Annotated in this window: 19 protein-coding genes; 8 read left to right on the forward strand and 11 right to left on the reverse strand. The window is 43.5% G+C overall.

The window, feature by feature from the left end; genetic code table 11:
* Position 1: 1 nt before the first annotated feature.
* Positions 2-451 (reverse strand): RrF2 family transcriptional regulator, encoded by a 450-nt coding sequence (locus ACQKIC_RS00115; RefSeq protein ID WP_402874780.1) that lies wholly within the window; start codon positions 449-451, stop codon positions 2-4.
* A gap of 151 nt (positions 452-602) precedes the next feature.
* Between ACQKIC_RS00115 and ACQKIC_RS00120 the strand changes: the two genes are divergently transcribed.
* Positions 603-1,493, forward strand: coding sequence for a DMT family transporter (locus ACQKIC_RS00120; protein ID WP_427590660.1), 891 nt, complete (start codon positions 603-605; stop codon positions 1,491-1,493).
* A 30-nt stretch (positions 1,494-1,523) separates the two neighbouring features.
* On the opposite strand, the gene ACQKIC_RS00125 is transcribed toward ACQKIC_RS00120, so the two are convergent.
* Positions 1,524-1,961, reverse strand: a complete 438-nt coding sequence (locus tag ACQKIC_RS00125) for a ferritin-like domain-containing protein (RefSeq protein WP_402957805.1) — start codon at positions 1,959-1,961, stop codon at positions 1,524-1,526.
* 274 nt (positions 1,962-2,235) lie between these two features.
* On the opposite strand from ACQKIC_RS00125, the gene ACQKIC_RS00130 reads away from it, so the two are divergent.
* The 4 genes from ACQKIC_RS00130 to ACQKIC_RS00145 are packed head-to-tail and all read left to right on the forward strand — an operon-like array spanning position 2,236 to position 6,254.
* On the forward strand, positions 2,236-2,991 hold the full coding sequence (locus ACQKIC_RS00130) for a carotenoid biosynthesis protein (RefSeq protein ID WP_402986674.1): 756 nt from the start codon (positions 2,236-2,238) through the stop codon (positions 2,989-2,991).
* Positions 2,988-3,650, forward strand: a complete 663-nt coding sequence (locus ACQKIC_RS00135; protein WP_402986676.1) for a lysophospholipid acyltransferase family protein — start codon at positions 2,988-2,990, stop codon at positions 3,648-3,650. The genes ACQKIC_RS00130 and ACQKIC_RS00135 overlap by 4 nt, the downstream gene beginning before the upstream one ends.
* A 13-nt stretch (positions 3,651-3,663) precedes the next feature.
* Positions 3,664-4,767, forward strand: a complete 1,104-nt coding sequence (locus ACQKIC_RS00140; RefSeq protein WP_427590661.1) for a glycosyltransferase — start codon at positions 3,664-3,666, stop codon at positions 4,765-4,767.
* Entirely contained in the window at positions 4,764-6,254 is a 1,491-nt protein-coding gene (locus ACQKIC_RS00145; RefSeq protein WP_427590662.1) for a phytoene desaturase family protein, read from the forward strand. Before ACQKIC_RS00140 ends, ACQKIC_RS00145 begins: the two co-directional genes overlap by 4 nt.
* Positions 6,255-6,454: 200 nt before the next feature.
* Here ACQKIC_RS00145 and ACQKIC_RS00150 read toward each other — a convergent pair whose 3' ends face one another.
* The 4 genes from ACQKIC_RS00150 to ACQKIC_RS00165 all read right to left on the reverse strand — a co-directional run bounded on the left by ACQKIC_RS00150 (position 6,455) and on the right by ACQKIC_RS00165 (position 11,623).
* A complete protein-coding gene (locus ACQKIC_RS00150) occupies positions 6,455-7,288 on the reverse strand; it encodes a phytoene/squalene synthase family protein (RefSeq protein ID WP_427590664.1) in 834 nt (277 codons plus the stop codon).
* Positions 7,281-8,741 carry a phytoene desaturase family protein gene (locus ACQKIC_RS00155; RefSeq protein ID WP_427590665.1) on the reverse strand — a complete coding sequence of 487 codons (1,461 nt, stop codon included), beginning with the start codon at positions 8,739-8,741 and terminating at the stop codon, positions 7,281-7,283. Before ACQKIC_RS00155 ends, ACQKIC_RS00150 begins: the two co-directional genes overlap by 8 nt.
* Positions 8,741-10,264, reverse strand: coding sequence for a phytoene desaturase family protein (locus tag ACQKIC_RS00160; protein ID WP_402957813.1), 1,524 nt, complete (start codon positions 10,262-10,264; stop codon positions 8,741-8,743). Before ACQKIC_RS00160 ends, ACQKIC_RS00155 begins: the two co-directional genes overlap by 1 nt.
* Before the next feature lie 294 nt (positions 10,265-10,558).
* Positions 10,559-11,623 carry an ABC transporter ATP-binding protein gene (locus ACQKIC_RS00165; protein ID WP_427590666.1) on the reverse strand — a complete coding sequence of 355 codons (1,065 nt, stop codon included), beginning with the start codon at positions 11,621-11,623 and terminating at the stop codon, positions 10,559-10,561.
* A 302-nt stretch (positions 11,624-11,925) separates the two neighbouring features.
* Here ACQKIC_RS00165 and ACQKIC_RS00170 point away from each other — a divergent pair, with 302 nt between their 5' ends.
* Entirely contained in the window at positions 11,926-13,392 is a 1,467-nt protein-coding gene (locus tag ACQKIC_RS00170; protein ID WP_427590668.1) for an NAD(P)-binding domain-containing protein, read from the forward strand.
* 209 nt (positions 13,393-13,601) lie between these two features.
* Complete coding sequence (locus ACQKIC_RS00175) at positions 13,602-14,105, forward strand: DinB family protein (RefSeq protein WP_427590669.1); 504 nt, start codon at positions 13,602-13,604, stop codon at positions 14,103-14,105.
* 76 nt (positions 14,106-14,181) lie between these two features.
* Here the strand turns inward: ACQKIC_RS00175 and ACQKIC_RS00180 are convergent, their stop codons facing one another.
* From ACQKIC_RS00180 to ACQKIC_RS00200, 5 genes are all read right to left on the reverse strand, one after another.
* Complete coding sequence (locus ACQKIC_RS00180) at positions 14,182-15,147, reverse strand: nucleoside hydrolase (protein WP_427590670.1); 966 nt, start codon at positions 15,145-15,147, stop codon at positions 14,182-14,184.
* 116 nt (positions 15,148-15,263) lie between these two features.
* Entirely contained in the window at positions 15,264-15,596 is a 333-nt protein-coding gene (locus ACQKIC_RS00185) for a zinc ribbon domain-containing protein YjdM (RefSeq protein ID WP_402874746.1), read from the reverse strand.
* A 114-nt stretch (positions 15,597-15,710) separates the two neighbouring features.
* Positions 15,711-16,316 carry a hypothetical protein gene (locus ACQKIC_RS00190; RefSeq protein ID WP_427590671.1) on the reverse strand — a complete coding sequence of 202 codons (606 nt, stop codon included), beginning with the start codon at positions 16,314-16,316 and terminating at the stop codon, positions 15,711-15,713.
* 195 nt (positions 16,317-16,511) lie between these two features.
* Entirely contained in the window at positions 16,512-16,838 is a 327-nt protein-coding gene (locus tag ACQKIC_RS00195) for a hypothetical protein (protein WP_427590672.1), read from the reverse strand.
* Between the two features lie 236 nt (positions 16,839-17,074).
* Positions 17,075-17,266 (reverse strand): hypothetical protein, encoded by a 192-nt coding sequence (locus ACQKIC_RS00200; protein ID WP_402874739.1) that lies wholly within the window; start codon positions 17,264-17,266, stop codon positions 17,075-17,077.
* Between the two features lie 238 nt (positions 17,267-17,504).
* Between ACQKIC_RS00200 and ACQKIC_RS00205 the strand changes: the two genes are divergently transcribed.
* Positions 17,505-18,908: a tetratricopeptide repeat protein gene (locus tag ACQKIC_RS00205; RefSeq protein WP_427590673.1), complete on the forward strand. Its 1,404-nt coding sequence runs from the start codon at positions 17,505-17,507 to the stop codon at positions 18,906-18,908.
* Positions 18,909-19,140: the final 232 nt, after the last annotated feature.

Below are 19,140 nucleotides of genomic sequence, written 5' to 3' on the forward strand. Positions count from 1 at the left end.
ATTAGCCTAGGTACCCACTTTCGGAAAAATCAATTTTGTCCATGAACTGTTCTAGCGTGTACCCTTTCAAGAGCTTCAGGGTTTCCTGTTCTGCCTCATTCATGATTTCTTCCAAAGCATGATCAAGCTGTTTCCCGACTTCCCCGCATTCACTCGTATCCAGGAAATCAAGACATTCCGGTCGCACTGCCAGATATACATCTGCCAAGGTCAGGATATCGGCGGGTACATGAAGACTATATCCACCTTCACGCCCTTCCTTGGTCTCGACGATTCCAGCTACCGCAAGCTGGGCCATCACCCTCCGTAAAAACGTAGCATGTGAATGGACCTTTGATGCAATCACGGAACTCGTCAGCAGCTTCCCACTTTGCGCCAGCCAAACCAGAGAGTGAATAGCAACGGCAAACCGAGCGGGACCGATTTGATTATTTTTAGTACTTGATGACATCACTATTTCCTCCTATATCTTCTATGAACTACTGTGAGACTAGTATACTATGTTCCTATCTCCCGAACAAATGGCCTTTCTCTTCGATTTCCACTCAAATAGTATGGTAATATTATCAGAATAATAAAATTATACCAATAGGAGAGAGTAAATGAGAGATAAGTCTGGGTATCTGTTCGTCATCATGGGTGCCATGCTGTGGGGAACGACGGGAACCGCCCAATCATTCGCCCCGGATGGCGCCCATCCCTTTGCAATTGGTGCGGTCCGCCTCGCTTTCGGAGGAATTGTTCTCGTACTTATCGCTTTCTTGCAAAGGAAAGTAACGGTCCATAATTGGCCAGTAAAGGAAACACTCTTGGCCACGCTAGGCATGGCTTGTTATCAACCGCTTTTTTTCATGGGTGTCAGCCTCACCGGAATCGCCATTGGTACCATCATTACACTGAGCAGCGCTCCGATCATTGCCGGTTTCCTTGAATGGGTGATTGAAAAAAAACAACCTTCCATGATTTGGTGGCTGGCGACAGGTTTGTCGATTGCGGGATGCTTACTTCTTTTTGCCAATGAAGGGCAAGGACCAATTGACCCAATTGGTATCCTACTTGCACTTGGTGCCGGGGCGTCCTTTAGCGTGTATACACTCGTAAGCAAGAAAATTCTGGGCAAACAGCCTCCAGAAGCAACGGCTGCGGTCATCTTTACTTTAAGTGCCTTGCTATTGTCGCCTATGCTATTCATCTTTGATAGTAGCTGGATCAGCTCCACTAATGGGTTGGCCATCAGCCTTCACCTTGGCCTTTTTGCGACAGCTTTGGCTTACTTGCTTTTTAACAAAGGCCTCCTATCCGTCCCATCATCAACTGCCGTATCGCTGTCACTCGCGGAACCATTGGTAGCGGCACTTCTTGGTGTCTTTCTTGTCGGCGAGAGCCTGAGCTTGCTTAACTGGTTTGGTGTTGGGCTGCTTTTATGTGGAATTGTTTCACTGACCTTTTCACCGAAGGCACCTGCTCCAATCGAGAAGACCTCCCTATCATAAATAGAAAGAGCACCGCTTTCGGCGCTCTTTCTATTTATTTTTCACCATATAATACAAAAACCACACGGCATGGTTTTGCTCATCTGCGGCAGCACGACGAAATGCCTTTCTTACCGACCGGTCTGCTGCACCATCTGCTGTTTCCAAATAAAAATCCACGGTTTTCTGTTCATCCACAAGGGCAAACTCCAAGCCTGCTTTATATGAATCCGGGCATGTTTCCGTCACTTTCGGTGTTGGCTGGTATCCTGTCAGATTGATGTAGATTTGTGAAAACACCTGAAAATGTTTCATCTCATCTTCCCTGATTTCAAGGATTTGCTTCCGCTCTGTTTCGTTAGGAGCCATCCTAGCTAGTTTCTCGTAACACAAGATGGCGCTATACTCCCCATTAATCGCCTGTTCTAACTTGTGTATCAAGTCCTGCTGACGATTCTCTTCCTGATCATTCGCTATATAATCATACATCTAAAAAGACCTCCCCATTCCATATACCCTTATCTTATGACAAGTGACGGAACATGTGCCTAGTATATTGACGACCAATCTCGCATTGAATCCTACAGATCCTACCGACAGCAGGCCGGTTTATTTTATGTTGCGTAAAAAATGAGTAGATACTTCGCTAAATATGTGTACGATTCGTGAGCCTTCCCTTTAAACAAAAACCATTTTCAATATTTGTACATATATTGTACAATGTTTGTATAGATATATTCATTTAGGGAGGTATCATATATACATGACATTGGATGAAGTCTTATATAAAGTATTCCTTTTTTGGTATGCATGCGGAATCATCCTTCTTAGCTTTGATTGGATAGCGCCGTGGCTAGAATGGGCCAATGCCATGTTTTTGGTGTTGGCCGGATTGTTAGGGGTGATCTTTTTCATCAAGAAGTTTAATTGGCAGTACGGGCTCTTGATTAGTAGTGTCATATTTTCGTCTTCCTTTCTTATTGAATACCTCGGCTCTGCCTACAGTATTTTGTTCGGACAATATGGCTACACAGAAAAATTCGCCCCCAATTTATTCGGAGTCCCCATTGCGATTGGGTTCGCATGGCTGATGGTGATGGGAACATCTCATGTATTGGCAAAAAAAATCGTTCCACATGGCGGGCTCTTATATGCCATTGTCGGAGGATGCATCGCGGTGGTCATCGATTTAATCATCGATCCGGTTTCCTATAAAGTGAAACAATATTGGCTATGGGAAGAAACAGGCGTGTACTATGGGATCCCTTTTAGTAATTTTGTCGGCTGGTTTCTGGTCGCCTTTGTCCTTCATTTGTTTCTTTTGTTCATTCTCAAATGGAAGAAAGACACAAATCAAAATATAAGATGGGAAAAACGCATGGTTCTTTTATTTGCGCTAATGATTGGGATGTTCATCTTATTAGGTCTACTCGGAAAACTTTGGCTAGCAAGCTCGCTCACTGCTCTATTAGCCAGCTTCATCCTATTACTCGCCTTAAGAAGGAGGGAAGCAACATGATCCGTGCCAATAAAAACCGACTATTCCACTCCATGTTTTCCCTTTATCATCAACGTTTATTACGACGGTCCTTTGATCAAATCCATTTATATTCCAAAGGAACCCTTCCAACAACGCCGGCAATTTATATCGCGAATCATAGTTCTTGGTGGGACGGACTCATCTTTTTTCATCTAAGCCGAACCGTCCTTCCTGGAGACCTCTATATCATGATGCATGAATCAGGGTTAAAGCAGTATCCGTATTTTAAAAGATTAGGAGCCTTTTCCATTAACCGCAATCATCCAAAAGATATCCTGCAATCCCTCCAATATGCGCAACAGTTATTAGAAGGTGGAAAGAGTGTCTGGATGTTTCCACAAGGAGATGAATTTCATTTAGAAATGCGTCCGCTAGGCTTTCAACCAGGCGTTACATATGTATTGGAACACTGTCCGCATACACCGGTCGTCCCGATTAGCTTTTATTATTCATTTGGCCAAAGGAAAAAGCCAGAAGTGTACATAGAAGCAGGAAATCCGCTATATCATCACGATTTACCCGGTAGGTCACGGAACGAAAAAACGGCTGGACTGGAACAAGTTTGCACCGAGCAGTTGGATGAATTAAAGCAGCTTGTCGTAACAAAACAATTCAACAAGTTTTCGATTTTACTATAGGGGAGTGTGCTACATGTTATTTTCTTTCATCATCTGCTTAACGATTTTCATCATCTGGACGATGCTGAATGCGCTATCCCTGCCTAGGCTGCCCAAACATGCAAACCTAGACAAGACACCGCTCGTTTCCATCATGGTTCCCATGAGAAATGAAGAACGGAATGCCGAATCCATGGTCCGGTGCTTACAGGCTTTGACCTATCCGAACATTGAATTCATTTTGTTGGACGATCAGTCCACAGATCAAACCTGTTCCATCCTGGAAAAGGCAACCGAAGGCGACAGCCGGTTTCGCATCCTTTCCGGGGAAAAGCTGCCTGAACAATGGGTAGGCAAGGTCCATGCATGTCATCAACTGCAACAAGAGGCGAACGGGGCATACTTCCTTTTTATCGATGCGGATGTGCGTTTGAAACCCCATTGTCTCGAAAAATCACTCTCACTAATGAAAACAAGCCGGGCGCACCTGTTAACTGGGTTCTCCGCGTTTGAAGTCCCATCTTTTCTAAGTAAGCTCCTTGTCCCCATGCAACACTTTGTCATCCTGTTCCATTTGCCGATCATGTTTGCCAACCGGACGAATATCCTAGCTACGACCGCTGCACATGGAGGGTTTATGCTATTTGAACGAATGGCTTATATGAAGATGGGCGGCCACGAGACGGTACGATTCTCATTGGTCGAGGATGTCCATATTGCACGTAAGATGAAAGAGCAAGGATTTAAGGTAATGCTTGCGAACATCACCGATGAAGTGTCCTGCCGGATGTATGAGACGAACCAGGAAGTATGGGATGGGTTTTTAAAAAACATTTACAATGGCCTAGGCCGTTCTTTTCCTCTGGTCGTATTATTGACGGTTTTTTATAGTTTCTTTTACATAGGCCCCCTTCTCTTGCTTGCATACGGGCTTATCGAGTTCCAGCCGGTTTGTTTCATTCCATATCTCCTCATTACATGCCAGCGTTACATTGTGGACCGTGTGACGAACCAAGGAGGGTATCTATCATTTTTGATGCCGTTATCCGCGGCTTCATTCATCGGCATCATGCATGCATCCATGTGGAAATCATGGTCCAGACAATCTTATGAATGGAAAGGACGGCACTATTCATGAAAAAAGTGATCATCATCGGGGGCGGTCTCGGCGGTCTATCGTCGGCCATCACCCTAGCACATGCAGGATTCCACGTCGAACTCTACGAAAAGAATCGTCATTTCGGCGGGAAAATGATGCCAATTCAACTTGGTGATTACTCGTTTGATTTCGGTCCCAATACCATCACGATGCCTTCGGTGTTTAAACAGGTGATCGAACAAACGGGAGAACGGGCCGATGATTATTTCGAGATGATCAAACTGGAGAATCATACACGCAACATCTTTCCGGATGGAACCCATTTCGACTTTTCCAGCAATCAGCAAACCGTCCTTTCTCAACTTCAGAAAGTTGATCCTGCCGGGGCTCGCCATTACGATTCTTTCATTAAGGAAATCACCAGGTTATTCAAGCTCTCGGAACGATATTTCCTCCCCAGAACGTTTCGTTCATGGCGTGATTATGCTTCGCCTTCATTGGGGGCGGCGATGATGCGCGTACGCCCCTTGCAGACATTGGATTCTTTTTTCCGTTCTTACTTTTCCAATCCTCGCATCATCGAAGCCTATAATCGATATGCCACATACATCGGCTCTTCCCCATTCCAAGCACCCGCCACGTTTGCGATGATTGCCTATTTGGAAATGGTCGAAGGGGTGTACTATGTAAAAGGGGGCAATGTAAAAATCGCGGAAGCCTTTGCTTCGCTTGCCAAGAAGATGGGTGTCAGCCTTCATAGTGAATCGCAAGTAAAGAAGGTGCTCGTGGCCGACAATAAAGCAACCGGAGTCGAGTTACAAAACGGGGAAAAGGTGATGGCTGACCATGTGATCATGAACGCCGATTTATTGAAAGCCTATCCTGAACTAGTTGCTGAAAAGGACCGTCCTTCTTTTAAAAACGATAAGGTGGATAAAATCGACCCCTCCATTTCGGCATTCGTTATACTGGCCGGGATCAACAAACGTTTTACCCAATTGAAGCATCATACCGTTTATTTTTCCGATGATTATCAACAGGAGTTCAATGACCTCTTCGTCAACAAAAAATACAGTGCCAAGCCGACCATCTACATTTGCAATTCGTCCCATACGGATCCTGGCCGCTCGCCAAAAGGGGATAACTTATTCATCCTGGTTAATGCCCCCGCCCTGCCTCCGAATGGAAAATTGCAAATAGAACCGGTTGCCTATAAGAAATTGATCTTTGAAACGTTATCTTCCCATGGCCTCGATCTCACTCAACATATCGTGGAAGAAAAAATCATAACCCCTTCCGATATCGCCGCACAATTCGGGGCCCATCGCGGGGCCTTATACGGAGTCTCTGCCAACCGAAAAAAAGACGCATTCCTGCGCCCACAAAATACCAGTAAAGATATCAAAAACCTGTACTTTGTCGGTGGTAGCACTCACCCTGGCGGCGGTTCACCGATGGTAACGATTAGCGGTCTAAACGTAGCCCGCTCTATCATAAAAATGGAACAATATAACAAAATCAATTGAAACGGAAGGTGCGAGACTCCTGCGGGAAAAGTGTCTTCGGGAGACCCCACAGGCGTAAGCCGAGGAGGCTCACGGACCGCCCGCGGAAAGCGAGTGCCTGGAGCGAAAATCACCCTCCATAATATAGACAGTCTCTATTTTTATCCGAGTGTGTCTACATACTGAAACAGGTCACTTCGCACAGGAAGTGACCTGTTTTTCTACATATTGACGAGTATCCGTTGCTTCATCTGATTGGTCACAAAATGCTTTTCATGAAAAACATGATACTTCTTCGAACGGACGGCCGTTAAAATCTCACGGTATAAATAGGCGGCACTTTTGACTGGTATCCTTGAATAGATTGGATATTCATTCAAGGTTTGAAAAGCTTCTTGGTAAAACCCTTCAGCCTCTTTCGCTAGATGCTCCCACACTTCCACAAAAGGGACATCCACCTTTCCAGACCATAGCGACTTTTCCGTCAAACCATGGGCCTTCATCACATCATGAGGCAAATAAATTCGATCACGACCCAAATCCTCTCCTATGTCACGCAGTATATTGGTCACCTGCATGGCCAAACCCAATGCAATGGCGCCGTCCTTTAAAGCAGCCACTTTCTTCGGTGCAAGGATCGGCAGGAGCATCAGACCCACTGTACTCGCTACATGATAACAATAGTTCAAGAGTTGATTCACCGTCTCATAGCGATTGATCGTGATATCCATTTCCTGGCCTTTGATCATTTCACGGAAATGCTGTTCATCCATCTCATAGCGTCGAAACACATCATGAAGAGCCACCCACATGGGGTTGGATGCATCGTATATTCCACTTAGGAAATGCTCGAACTCACTCGTGAAAACGGCAAGTTCAGTTGCAGGGTTCTCCCCCTCATCGACAATGTCATCGACCGTCCGGCAGAAAGCATAAACGGCGTATACCGCTTGTCGCTCATCCCTCGGCAGAATGGAAAAGGCTTTATAAAAGGTTTTGGAATGGTGGGCAATCACCTTTTCGCAATTCCGGTACGCCTCTTTCACATCATACATGGACACTCACTCCTTTCAGGGCTTGATCACGCTGGATTTGATCCGCAAGTAATTTTGCTCCTTGCATAACAAGCGGAATGCCGCCGCCTGGATGAACCGATGCTCCCACTGCGTACAGATTATCAATAGGATACGGTTTCACCTGCGGCCGGAAAACGCCAGATTGCAATAAGGTTGGTGCGACACCGAAGCTTCCGCCTCGATACAAGCCAGATTTCTCGGCATCCGTCGGTGTCCGTATTTCCATCCATTCAATGGCTTCGCGCAATCCTGGGAAAGATGATTTCTCCATACGGTTGATTATTCCATTTATCCATTCCGTTTCGTTGGACCAATCAATATCCGACTCGGACGGTACTGGAACCAGCGTGTACATCACACCTTTACCGGCCGGGGCCAGGCTATCATCGATGATGGATGGATGAAAGGCATATATGGAAGGGTTCACCGGAAGCTTTTTCCTGTCGAATACATCTTTCATATGCTCAGAAAAATTATCCCCCATGAAATACTGATGCACATTTGCTTCTTTGTATATGCGATTTAAACCGAAATACAGGAGAAGGCAGCCTGAAGATGGGGTGAATGTCCTTTCCTCTTTTCGTCCCAATACATGCTTGATATTTGGGAAATCCCCGTTAAACACGACAGAATCATAAGGGATGAATCCACCCTTCGTCTCAACCCCGGTTACTTTCTGGTGTTCCGTAGGGATATTCTCCACCCTGCTATTCAGGTGTATTGTCACATTGCGTCGTTTCAGTTCGTTTTCAAGGACGGGGATGAGGCTTGCGTACCCACCTTTTAGATAGTGGACTCCCTGCTCATGCTCAGCGAATGAAACTAACGAGTACATCGCGGGAACTTGAAAGGGATTACCGCCAACATATAAAGATTGAAGTGCATAGACCGATTGTAGCCTTTCATCTTTAAAGTATTGAGACATCAATTTCTGTACCGATTGATAGGGTTTTAGCTTCATCAATGTTTTGAGCTTGCTTGGTGTCCAAAAATCTTTGGGATTCACAAAGGATTCTTCCAAGAATGATTTTTTCCCCAGCTCAAGTCGATAGCTTCCCTCTTTCATAAAACGCTTGAAACCCTCTACTTCTGAAGGAAAGACCCTTCTGAATTCCTCCACTTGCCGCTCAAAGTCCGGATATTTCGTGAATGACACTCCATCGGGAAATTGGATTGAATAGAGGGGATCACATAGGAGGAGTTCATAGATTTTCCGGTCGATGCCCGCTTCATCTAAAAGTTGTTGAAACATCTCAGGTAACAGGACGATGGTCGGACCTTGGTCAATCCGAAAACCATCTCTTTCGACAAAATTCAGCCTCCCTCCAAGCTGCGCCTCTTTTTCATAAATCGTTACATCGATCCCCTGCTTCGATAAAAACAAGGCACCCATCAACCCTCCGACACCGCCACCAATAATCGCTGTCTTCATCAAAATCCCTCCACGACGGGAAGCGGTGATACAGGAATGATGTCCCGCTTATCCTGTTCCAATATGCCATTCGCCGTAATGCGTGCAGATTCCAGGATGGTCGGAAGCCCGCTTCCAGGATGCGTTCCACCACCAACGAGCCAGCAATGCTTGAGCTCTTCGAATTGGTTATGCGGTCTAAATACCATCATTTGTGAAAGCTGATGCCCAAGGTTGAAGGTCGCCCCTTTATAGACCAATTTGTCTTCTTCCCAATTACGGGGCGTGATCATTTTTTCAACTTCAATATACTGCTCCAGGTTTTTGAATCCCGTCTTCTCTTCGACCGTCTTTAAAATGAGTGCCCGGAATGCTTCTTGCTCTTCTTCCCAGTCAATCCCGCTAAAATTATTCGGTACAGGTGCCAAGATATACAGGGTGGACTTTCCTTCGGGAGCTAACGTTGGATCGGTGACACTCGCATTTTGAATATAGATCGAAGAATCTTCAGAAAGGATCTTCAAGTTCGTTATTTCCTCCACATTCTTTTGATAATCTTTCGAGAAAACGATGGTATGATGCGGCAAGTCGAACTTCTTATTCAACCCTAGATATAACATGAATGTGGAACAAGAATATTTCTTCTTCGCCAACTTTTCAGGTGTATATTTCTTTAACTGGCCTTTACTGACCAAGTGGGTCATGACGTGGGCAAAATCACCATTGATGATGACTTCATCCGCCTCCACCCTTTCTCCGTTTTCAAGGTCAACGCCTTTCACCGTTTTCCCCTCAATCCAAAGGCTTTTCACCCCGCTATTCGTATGGATTTTCCCACCATGCTCACGAACGACCTTCGCCATCGATTTAGATAACTCGTTCACGCCGCCAATCGGATGGAAGACACCATAAGCATGTTCCATATAAGAAAGGATTGAAAAGGCACCTGGACATTCCCACGGTGACATGCCTAAATATTTAGACTGAAACGTGAACGCGAGCTTCAATTCATCCACGGTAAAATAACGGGACAAGACATCATATAACGTCTTATTCAATTCAAGTTCAGGAAGCGCACGAAGAACTTTCGGCTGAAAATAGTGCATGAACCGATCCATCTTGGATTGCAAAATGGGTGAGAGGGCCTCCATTTTCTTTGCCGTTTCCTTCAAGAACCTTTCATATCCCTCGCCATTGCCTGGATACACCGACTCGATTTGCCGTTTCATCTGCTCTGTATCACGGGTCATGAGCAGTTTCCGATTCTCAAAAATCAGTTCATACATTGGATTGAGTTCCACTGCGTTCAAATAGGCATGCAAATTCCTCCCAGCGGCCGTAAATAATTCTTCGACGATATGAACCATCGATAAAAATGTCGGTCCCATATCAAACTTATAATCTCCCAACCTCACTTCGGCATTTCGACCACCGATATAGGATTGCTTTTCATATACGTTAACCTGATAACCTTTACTTGCTAGAATCATGGCTGCAGCAAGCCCTCCTGGACCTGCCCCCACAATCGCCATACGCTTTTTCATTCGGATACCTCCACTCTGCACAAATGTTATACAAACATTATACAACGGTTATATATCAAATACTACAATTTTTATTTAACCGAGAAGGTCATCTGGATAAAAAACGCTTTGGGAGGCTGGTATAAAGGCACTTTTCAAGATTATTTTTCTATGAAATTAGCTTTTTCATCCCTTTTCCCATCGAATACCCGGACTATCATTAGCTGTACAAATGTTAAACACTTTTATATAAGAAAATGAAAAAGACAGAAACGTTGACTCACCAACGTCTCTGCCTCACGACACCCTCCCACTCTAATCAACCAGCACCATCTGGTTTTTCGGAAAGACCAGAACGATTTCTTGACCTACATGATATGGTTCTGTCATCTCCCCATTCACGATAAAATCCCCGAATGGTGTCCCCACACTATATTGATAACTTCTTCCTAGATATGTACGAACCTTAATTCTTCCCGGTAAACAATTATGTTGCAGATTTCCCGAAGGACTTTTTGCTTGCACCATTAAAGCATCCGGCCTGATTGTACTTGTTTTCCCAGTCAAGTTAGACATATGCGCATCCTTTTGGAGAACAAATACGTACCCTGATTTAATCAGTACGATATGGTCTCCGTCATCATGCCGCTCATCGAAGGAAATGAAATTCTTATACCCGATAAAGTCTGCGACAAATTTGGTTCGAGGATAATTGTAAATCGCCGCCGGACTATTAAACTGCTCGATGGCACCTTGATTCATGATCGCCACCTGATCGGATATCGCTAAACATTCTTCCTGATCATGAGATACGTACACCGTGGTAATCCCTAACTTTTGTTGAATCCGCCGTATTTCCGTCCTCATGTTCACCCGTAAGTTTGCATCGAGGTTACTCAATGGTTCGTCAAATAAAAGGATATCCGGTTCGATGACGATGGCCCTTGCAATCGCAATGCGTTGCTTTTGTCCACCGGAAAGCTCATGCGAATACCTCATTTCAAACCCTGACATATTTACGATTTCCAGCACATCCATGACACGTTTTTCTATCTCCATCTTGGAACATTTCCTAAGCCTCAGTCCGAATGCAATATTATGAAAGATCGTCATATGCGGAAATAAGACATAGTTCTGAAACACAAAGCCAACATTCCGCTTCGTAACAGGGACTTTCGTATAATCTTTCTCGTTATATAGAATCTTCCCTTCACTAGCTTGTACAAGCCCCGCAATTAAACGCAATGTCGTTGTCTTCCCACATCCACTTGGACCCAGTAGGGAAACCAGCTGTCCTTCTTCAACTTTAAGTGTGAGATCTTTTAAAACCCTTTGTTTGTTATATGCTACCGCTATCTCTTGCAAAGCAAGTAAAGCCATTAGCTCTTCTCCTTTTTTATCGTTACCCGAAATTAAACTATCATTCCTAACGTAACAGCCATCCGACTATGTAGTAGTATGGACTTTTTTAATGAAACGCATGTAAAAAAAACCCATTTTACACTAACCACTTATTCGATTAGTGATTGTGACCAATAATAAAAAGAAATTTCAGACAATTCATCTAAAGAATTTCCGGTGAATCCATGATAATCTAATAGTATGTTATATAAACTTACATGAAAAGTTACTTAACAAAACATATATTGATAAAAATCGTCCATGAAAGGAATGAATTGATCATGAGCATAGAAACATTAACCAAACAAGTTAGAACTGATTTGTCCTACCTTTCGATCGGTAGCAACGATCGGGTGGATCCATCCAAGCAACCGGCAGGACATATCTATGATGCAATCATTGTCGGGGGCGGACAAAGTGGGTTAGGTACGGCTTTTGGACTTTTCCGTGAGAAAATATCCAACATCCTTGTCATCGATGAAAATGGCGAAGGGTTGGAAGGGCCCTGGAGAACCTATGCTCGCATGGTGACATTGCGGACACCCAAGCATTTGACGACCATCGATCTTGGCATCCCTTCCTTGACTTTCCGCGCATGGTGGGAAGCGCAATTCGGTCAAGAAAGCTGGGAAGCGATGGATAAGATACCCCGGCAGGAATGGATGAATTATCTTCAGTGGTATCGGGAAGTCCTCAACCTGCCTGTCATCAATAAGGTGAAATTAAAGCTGGTCGAGCCTACCGAAGAAGGAATCCATAAATTGCATATCGAAGGCCAAGGAGCCCACACGCCCCTACTGCTTGCTCGCAAGGTCATTTTAGCCACCGGGATTCAAGGTGGGGGCGAATGGCATATTCCACCCATGATAACAGAGAACTTGCCTCGCCACCTCTATGCACATACCTCGGAACCGATTGACTTTTCCACCCTCAAAGGGAAAAGGGTCGCTATTTTGGGCGGCGGAGCCTCTGCTTTTGATAATGCCCATTTCGCCCTCTCTGAAGACGTCGCAAAAGCCCATGTCTTCATCAGGCGCAAAGAGATTCCCCGCATCAATCCGATCCGGCATATGGAGGCTTCCGGCATAATCGAGCGTTTCCATACCCTACCGGATGCTGATAAGTATGCCGTGATGAGCCATTTCTTTAAGCATAATCAACCACCGACCACAGATATGTTTCAACGTGCCTCCTCATGGCCCGGATTCGACATGCACCTGGGCTCCCCATGGCTTCAAGTAAAGAACGTAAATGATCAAGCTGTCGTGACAACGCCTAAGGGAACATTCACTTTTGATTTTTTGATCATCAGTACCGGCCTTGTCACAGATCCTTCTTTACGGCCTGAATTACGGCTTGTGGAAAAGCACATTGTCCGCTGGAGCGACCGCTATCACGCCCCGGAAAATCTGGCTAATCCTACGATTGATGCACATCCTTACTTAAGCCCCGGCTTTGCTTTCCAAAGCCGTGATGATAAAGGAAAAGGGCGACTGCACGGAATTTTCGCCTTTAACTATTCCGCCTTGATCAGTTGCGGCATTTCAGCTTCAGCACTTTCGGGATTGAAGTTCAGCATACCAAAACTCGTAGCGGCGGTAGCTGAACAGCTCTTCACCGACAATCGAACAGACATCCTCACAACATTCTTTGACTATGACCAAGTAGAGTTCACCGAAGAATGGCCAAGAAAAGAACAAAGGACGGACTCCACACCCCAATCGTTCATACACTCGATACCCAGTTGACGATTTGGATAGCCCACCTAATATTCTCAAATAAAAGGCTTGCTGGCACATCTAAGGCAGCAAGCCTTTTATCATCCTGGAGAAAAAGCCAAAGGCATTTCATCCATTATTCATTTCTTTCAACACTAGATTCCCACCCTGTTGTACAATGAAGGTAACGCTTACATTCCATTTACTTTCCTTACATCATCTGAACACAGGAGGTTCTCATGGGTTTTCTAGAGATTAGTCTATTATTTGAAACAAGGAATCAATTAATCGAGGAAATTTCAGGATTGAACAGTCCCATGATGGATTACAAGGCTTCACCTGAAAGCTGGAGTATCGCCCAAATTTGTCATCATCTATTCCTTTCTGAAACTGTTTTTACCGAGGCCATTGTCCGTGGTTTAAAAGACCGGGACTATAAACAGATCATCCAAAAAGACATCTACTTAACTTCGGATCTGACAAAAAAATTCAAAGCCCCTAAGATGGTGGTACCTTCTCAAGAGCGTATGGAGTTACCAAAGTTACTGGATCGGCTGTTTGAATCAAGGAATCATTTATTGAATGTAATTTTTGAACAGGAAGATCGGAGCATTTTTCGGAGAAAAAAAGCAAAGCATCCACTATTCGGCCATCTTTCTTTAGATCAATGGATCGAATTATTATCCTTACATGAGCAACGGCATATTGAACAAATAAAAAGCATGAAACTCCAATTCGGGTAACCCCGATTGTATCCTAAAAACATCCAGGCCATCACATAAAAAAACCGCCCCTTATCATCCGGTGCGGTTTTCCTTATTAGTTCACTCTTATTCTTTCTCCAACAAACTCTACGGCATTCATGAATTCGGAGACAAAGCCTTCCCGGTCGACACCGTGCAGCACATGGACATTTGGCGTTTTTCCACTGCGCCTTGCATAATCCACGACGGTTGTCCCTGCCGTTAAACGCCCTTCCAATTCAACTTGCACATAATAGTCCTGTCCCATGAAAAGCTCTGGCTTTATTACATACATCATGGCACAAAGGTCGTGAAAACGTAACACTTCTGCAAAATGGTCTTCGTTAAATGGCGTTTGTTCCGCAACATTCAGGTAGAATGTTAGCATTTGGTACACTTTTTCCGAAAAGTCCGTCCCCATATCCAAAATGAGATGGGCTTCTTCCAACGTTACATAGGCTTTATGCGTTACATCCAATCCGCTCATTACGATAGGGACACCTGAACGGAGAACAATTTCGGCAGCATGCGGGTCGACATACGCATTGAACTCAGCGGTCGGTGACATATTGCCGCCAACTGCCGCACCTCCCATCCAGGAAACACACTTGATTTTCTGTTTTACTTCAGGATGTGCCAACAAAAGGGCTGCCACATTCGTCAACGGGCCTGTAGCAACGATTGTCACTTTTTCCTCACTCGCCATAATGGTCTTTAGCATCGCGAATATGGCTGGACGCTCACTGACCGGCAATGTCGGCTCCGGAAACACAACATTCGCAAAACCACTTTCACCATGAACATCCTCAGCTACTTCTAGCTCACGGAATATCGGGTGCTCCAGTCCCCTGGCTATTTCCACGTCCGCACCAATGTAGCTGAGGAAGGTCCGTGCATTGTAATTCGTTTTATCCTGAGAAATATTCCCTGAACAGGTTGTGACTAAACGTACGTCTATCGCCTCACGTGCAAAGGCAAGTGTCAGCATCATGGCATCATCAATTCCAGGATCTGTATCGATGATGACGGGCATTTTACTCATATAAGAAACCACCTTTTTAATAGTTCACATACTTCTCCCATCAAGGGGCTCATCACCTTTGTGATGCTGCTTTATCTTTTGGGCAACCTTAGAAAAAAGACGTATGTGAACCTGTGTTAGACCTTTTTTACAAATTGGGATTTTAACTTCATCGCACCAAAACCATCTATTTTGCAATCGATGTCATGATCGCCTTCCACCAATCGGATACTTTTCACTTTTGTCCCCATTTTCAAGACGGATGAACTTCCCTTGACTTTAAGGTCCTTGATGACCGTTACGGAGTCACCATCGTTCAAGACATTGCCGTTGGCATCTTTAATGGTCTTGATCTCTTCCGTTTCTGATTCTATGGACCACTCATGTGCACACACCGGGCAAACATAGAGGCTTCCATCTTCATATGTATATTCTGAATGACAGGTTGGACAATTAGGTAAATCGGACATTATTTTCATTCCTCCATTCAACATTGCTCATTCTAATATAACAGCATCTTCCAGGCAATAGGCATTGGAGAAGGGAACCATGCACATATGGTTCCCTTCTTTGGCATTTTGGCCTTATTTAAATTCACCTTTAAGTAAATACACCACATCGAAATCCTTTAACTCATCCATATTGCTTTTTGGATCTTCATAAAAATCACTGGATAGGGAAGTTGCACCTTCCTCATCAAGTGTATAACAAATACTCGCTAGCACCATTTCATCCTTTATGGGAAGGGTTTCTGATATTTTTTCCGTTGTAATCGAAGCCTTTTCAAGATCCCTCTGCTCTGTCACTAAACTGCTAAAACTCGAATGATCACTTTCATCATCACCCTCCGTTTTTATTCCAGTCATGAAGGTAAACTGGTTCTCATTGTCCGGATTTTGGGTTCTGGCGAACATCAATGAACCATTTCCGTAAACCGGAGCAGTAGCATCATTGATCTTTTTACCAACCAATTTACCAGATTCATATTTTTCAATCCAAAAAGAAACTTCTTGATATGTATCATCGATATTGAAATCGAATAAGAATGCGTCACTCGTGGTCAGGGAAAGAATATCCTCTTCCCTATCCGTCAAATCCGCCACCGAGATGGTATTTGTTTGATTACCGGTACATGCCCCCAAAACGATGGCCAGCATGGTCAATAGTGCCGTGTATAAAATCTTCTTCATGCGTTTCCCTACTCCTTTATCAACTAAAATTCACAAAATCTTACACATTATATCATTGACTGAATAATTATGCATTATCTTTCAGAATAGGTACTTTTCCATATGGAACAGGGAGCTGGTTCGTCATCCCTTCCGTAAAAAAAGCAGCACAGTGTCAACTGTACTGCTTTATACCATAGGCTCGATGATGATTGATCAGATGAATAGTTTAATGGTAAGAATCACTCCGATCGTTATAAAGATCGGTCCCCAAAATTGCATCGGAATGAAGAATAGACTATGGCGGGTCCCCATTCTATAGGCAGTACCTGTTTCTTGATCGACAAGAACCTTTTCAGAACCCCCATTTAGTTTTCTACCCAGAAACCAGACAATGATCCCGGCCACAAACAAACCGATTATTAATGAAGTATCTTCGGGCAGCGACCGGTCAACCGTCATCTCCAAGATCCAACCGAATAAGAACACCAATGGCACCATAATGACAAAAACTAAAAAACCTAGTCCTCTCCATATAATCATGCCTGAGCCTCCCTTTCACCTCCAAGTCGTTTATTATATTCACCTCCCAATCAATTTATGGATGGGTTTAACCCTTTATCTTAGATAGGAGTTCCCCAGCAGAACAAATATGTCCCCGCTTTATGGGCATAAAAAAACTCCCTATAAGAAAACAAACGATACATAAGTCGTTTATTAGTACGGGAGATATTCTATAACTATGCTAAATCTCACACTTTTCTCAATTTCATTGAATATCAGTCCCTAGGAGAATCAAGGGCTTGATAGGCCTTCTGGTACTTTCCGCCATCAGCAACCTCTGCATGATATAAAGCCTTAAGGGCAAAATTCTTCTCTAGATTGTGTTCTTTCATCAACACTTTCAATTGCGTTTGTAGTTCCGAGTGTTCTTTCATTAACTGTTTCATTTGCGTCTTGAAGTACTTCATTATTATCGTTACTTCCTTTCAGGTGCTAAAAACTCACCCATCAAGTATACCATTTACGCATTTTTTCACCAGCAACCCTAAAGTTTTCTCAAAAGGGAAAAGTAGTTTCATACTATTGATAACATCACAAAGTTCAATCGTAGTGGCTTTTCTAAAAGAAAATCCAGTAAATGCTATGTTATAATGGATAATAAAAATCACATGAATTCGCATACGATCAAAAGGGGCTGTGTTACATATGAATAATGAACTTATTATGCCAGTTGAAATTTCCATCAAAGAAAAAAAGAAACTCTCACAAGGGAAAGTGATGCAAGTCGTCGTATTCTCACGATGTACGATGATTGAAGTAGAATCATCATTAAATGAAAATTATTATCTCATTTACTATAAGAATAATCTTGTATATGGTGAAAAGGTAGAAAAGATAGAGAAACATTCATTTATCGATAAAATACGGAAAATGGGTATCGTCTTACACTCAGACCATCCGTTCCTCTCCGCAATAATCCCCAGCCAAACCGCCACTATTCCAAATAAGAATAAGCTTTTCTCCCAACTTCAAAATCAATATTCCCTCCAGGAAGTAGCCTACATCGCTACGACGCTCGACTCATTTTTCACAAAGAAACAACTGAGCAATGTCATATACAAAATCTTTTACCACTATAGAAGAAACGGCAACTTCATGCAGGCCTTTCAAATCATTAAGATCTTGGCAAACTTCGCTCCCGACCTGAATTCTGCGAGAGAGATTAAAAACTCATTGGAGTTCCATTCCTATATGGAATTTTACACATCCTCGTCACTATCTACCATCCAGGAGAAAGATTCGCTTTTTGTTGAATGGCATTGCTTCAAATATCGCTTACAACCTGATGAAGGAAAAATGCTAGAAGGTTTATTGAGGAAACAGGACTCTTTCTTGACCCTTCTCTTACTCTGGATGGAGAAAGTCGAAAAGTATTCGAAGGTGACTTCCATTGAAGCGTATACCACGATGGCCTTGCAATTCGTATCCATGGAAAAGTGGATCGTAACCTTAGACTATTTACACATCAACCCATTTCAGGTGCTACCACAAACCAAATCCATGATTGAAGAGATGCTTCAGGAGGAACACTATGAAACAGCCGCTCTCTATTTAATGAATTTCCTTAATGCCCTACCGGATACCTATGAGGAGATCTTGCATACATTATGGGAACATTTAGATCCGACGTTTATTGCCACCCATATAGATACCTTCATGGTTATGATTCAACAGCTCGTCCTAGAAGATGGCGAGAAACAATCCGAACAAAGGTTACTACAACTTATTGGTAAATTGCTTGAGACCTATGATCTTAAAGAGGTACATGAAAAGCTGCTGCCCATCCAAAAATCAGCTCCCCATTCTCCGGTGTTCCGGAAAATAAACAAAATGATGACCTTGCTGGATGATCCCGATCAAATGATGGAACTCGGACAATATTATGCAGAGTTTAAGCAATACGATGAAGCCATCGAATGTTTCTCATGGGAGATGGAATTGTACCCGGATGACCCCGCTCCCGTATCGCAGCTGTCCAAAATGTATCAAAACAAAGGGATGGTTAAAGAGGCCTTTGCTTACCATCAAATATTAGATCAAATGAAATAACGTGCAACGAAATATAAAAAGGATTAGAACTCACCCTTCTAATCCTTTTTTATACGGTTTAAGAGTTTATTTAAGAAATAAAGCTCATTTCATATGGCTCGCTTAATTGATCCGAAATATGGAATACTATCCATGTGAGGCTTTGAAGATTTAAAAAACGTACACATAATTCGACAAAAAATGCACTATATCGACAAATCTATTTGACATTTAATCCGTTAATGTTTAGAAT

It is taken from the genome of Peribacillus sp. NPDC046944 (assembly GCF_050272735.1).
Taxonomy (GTDB): Bacteria; Bacillota; Bacilli; order Bacillales; family DSM-1321; genus Peribacillus.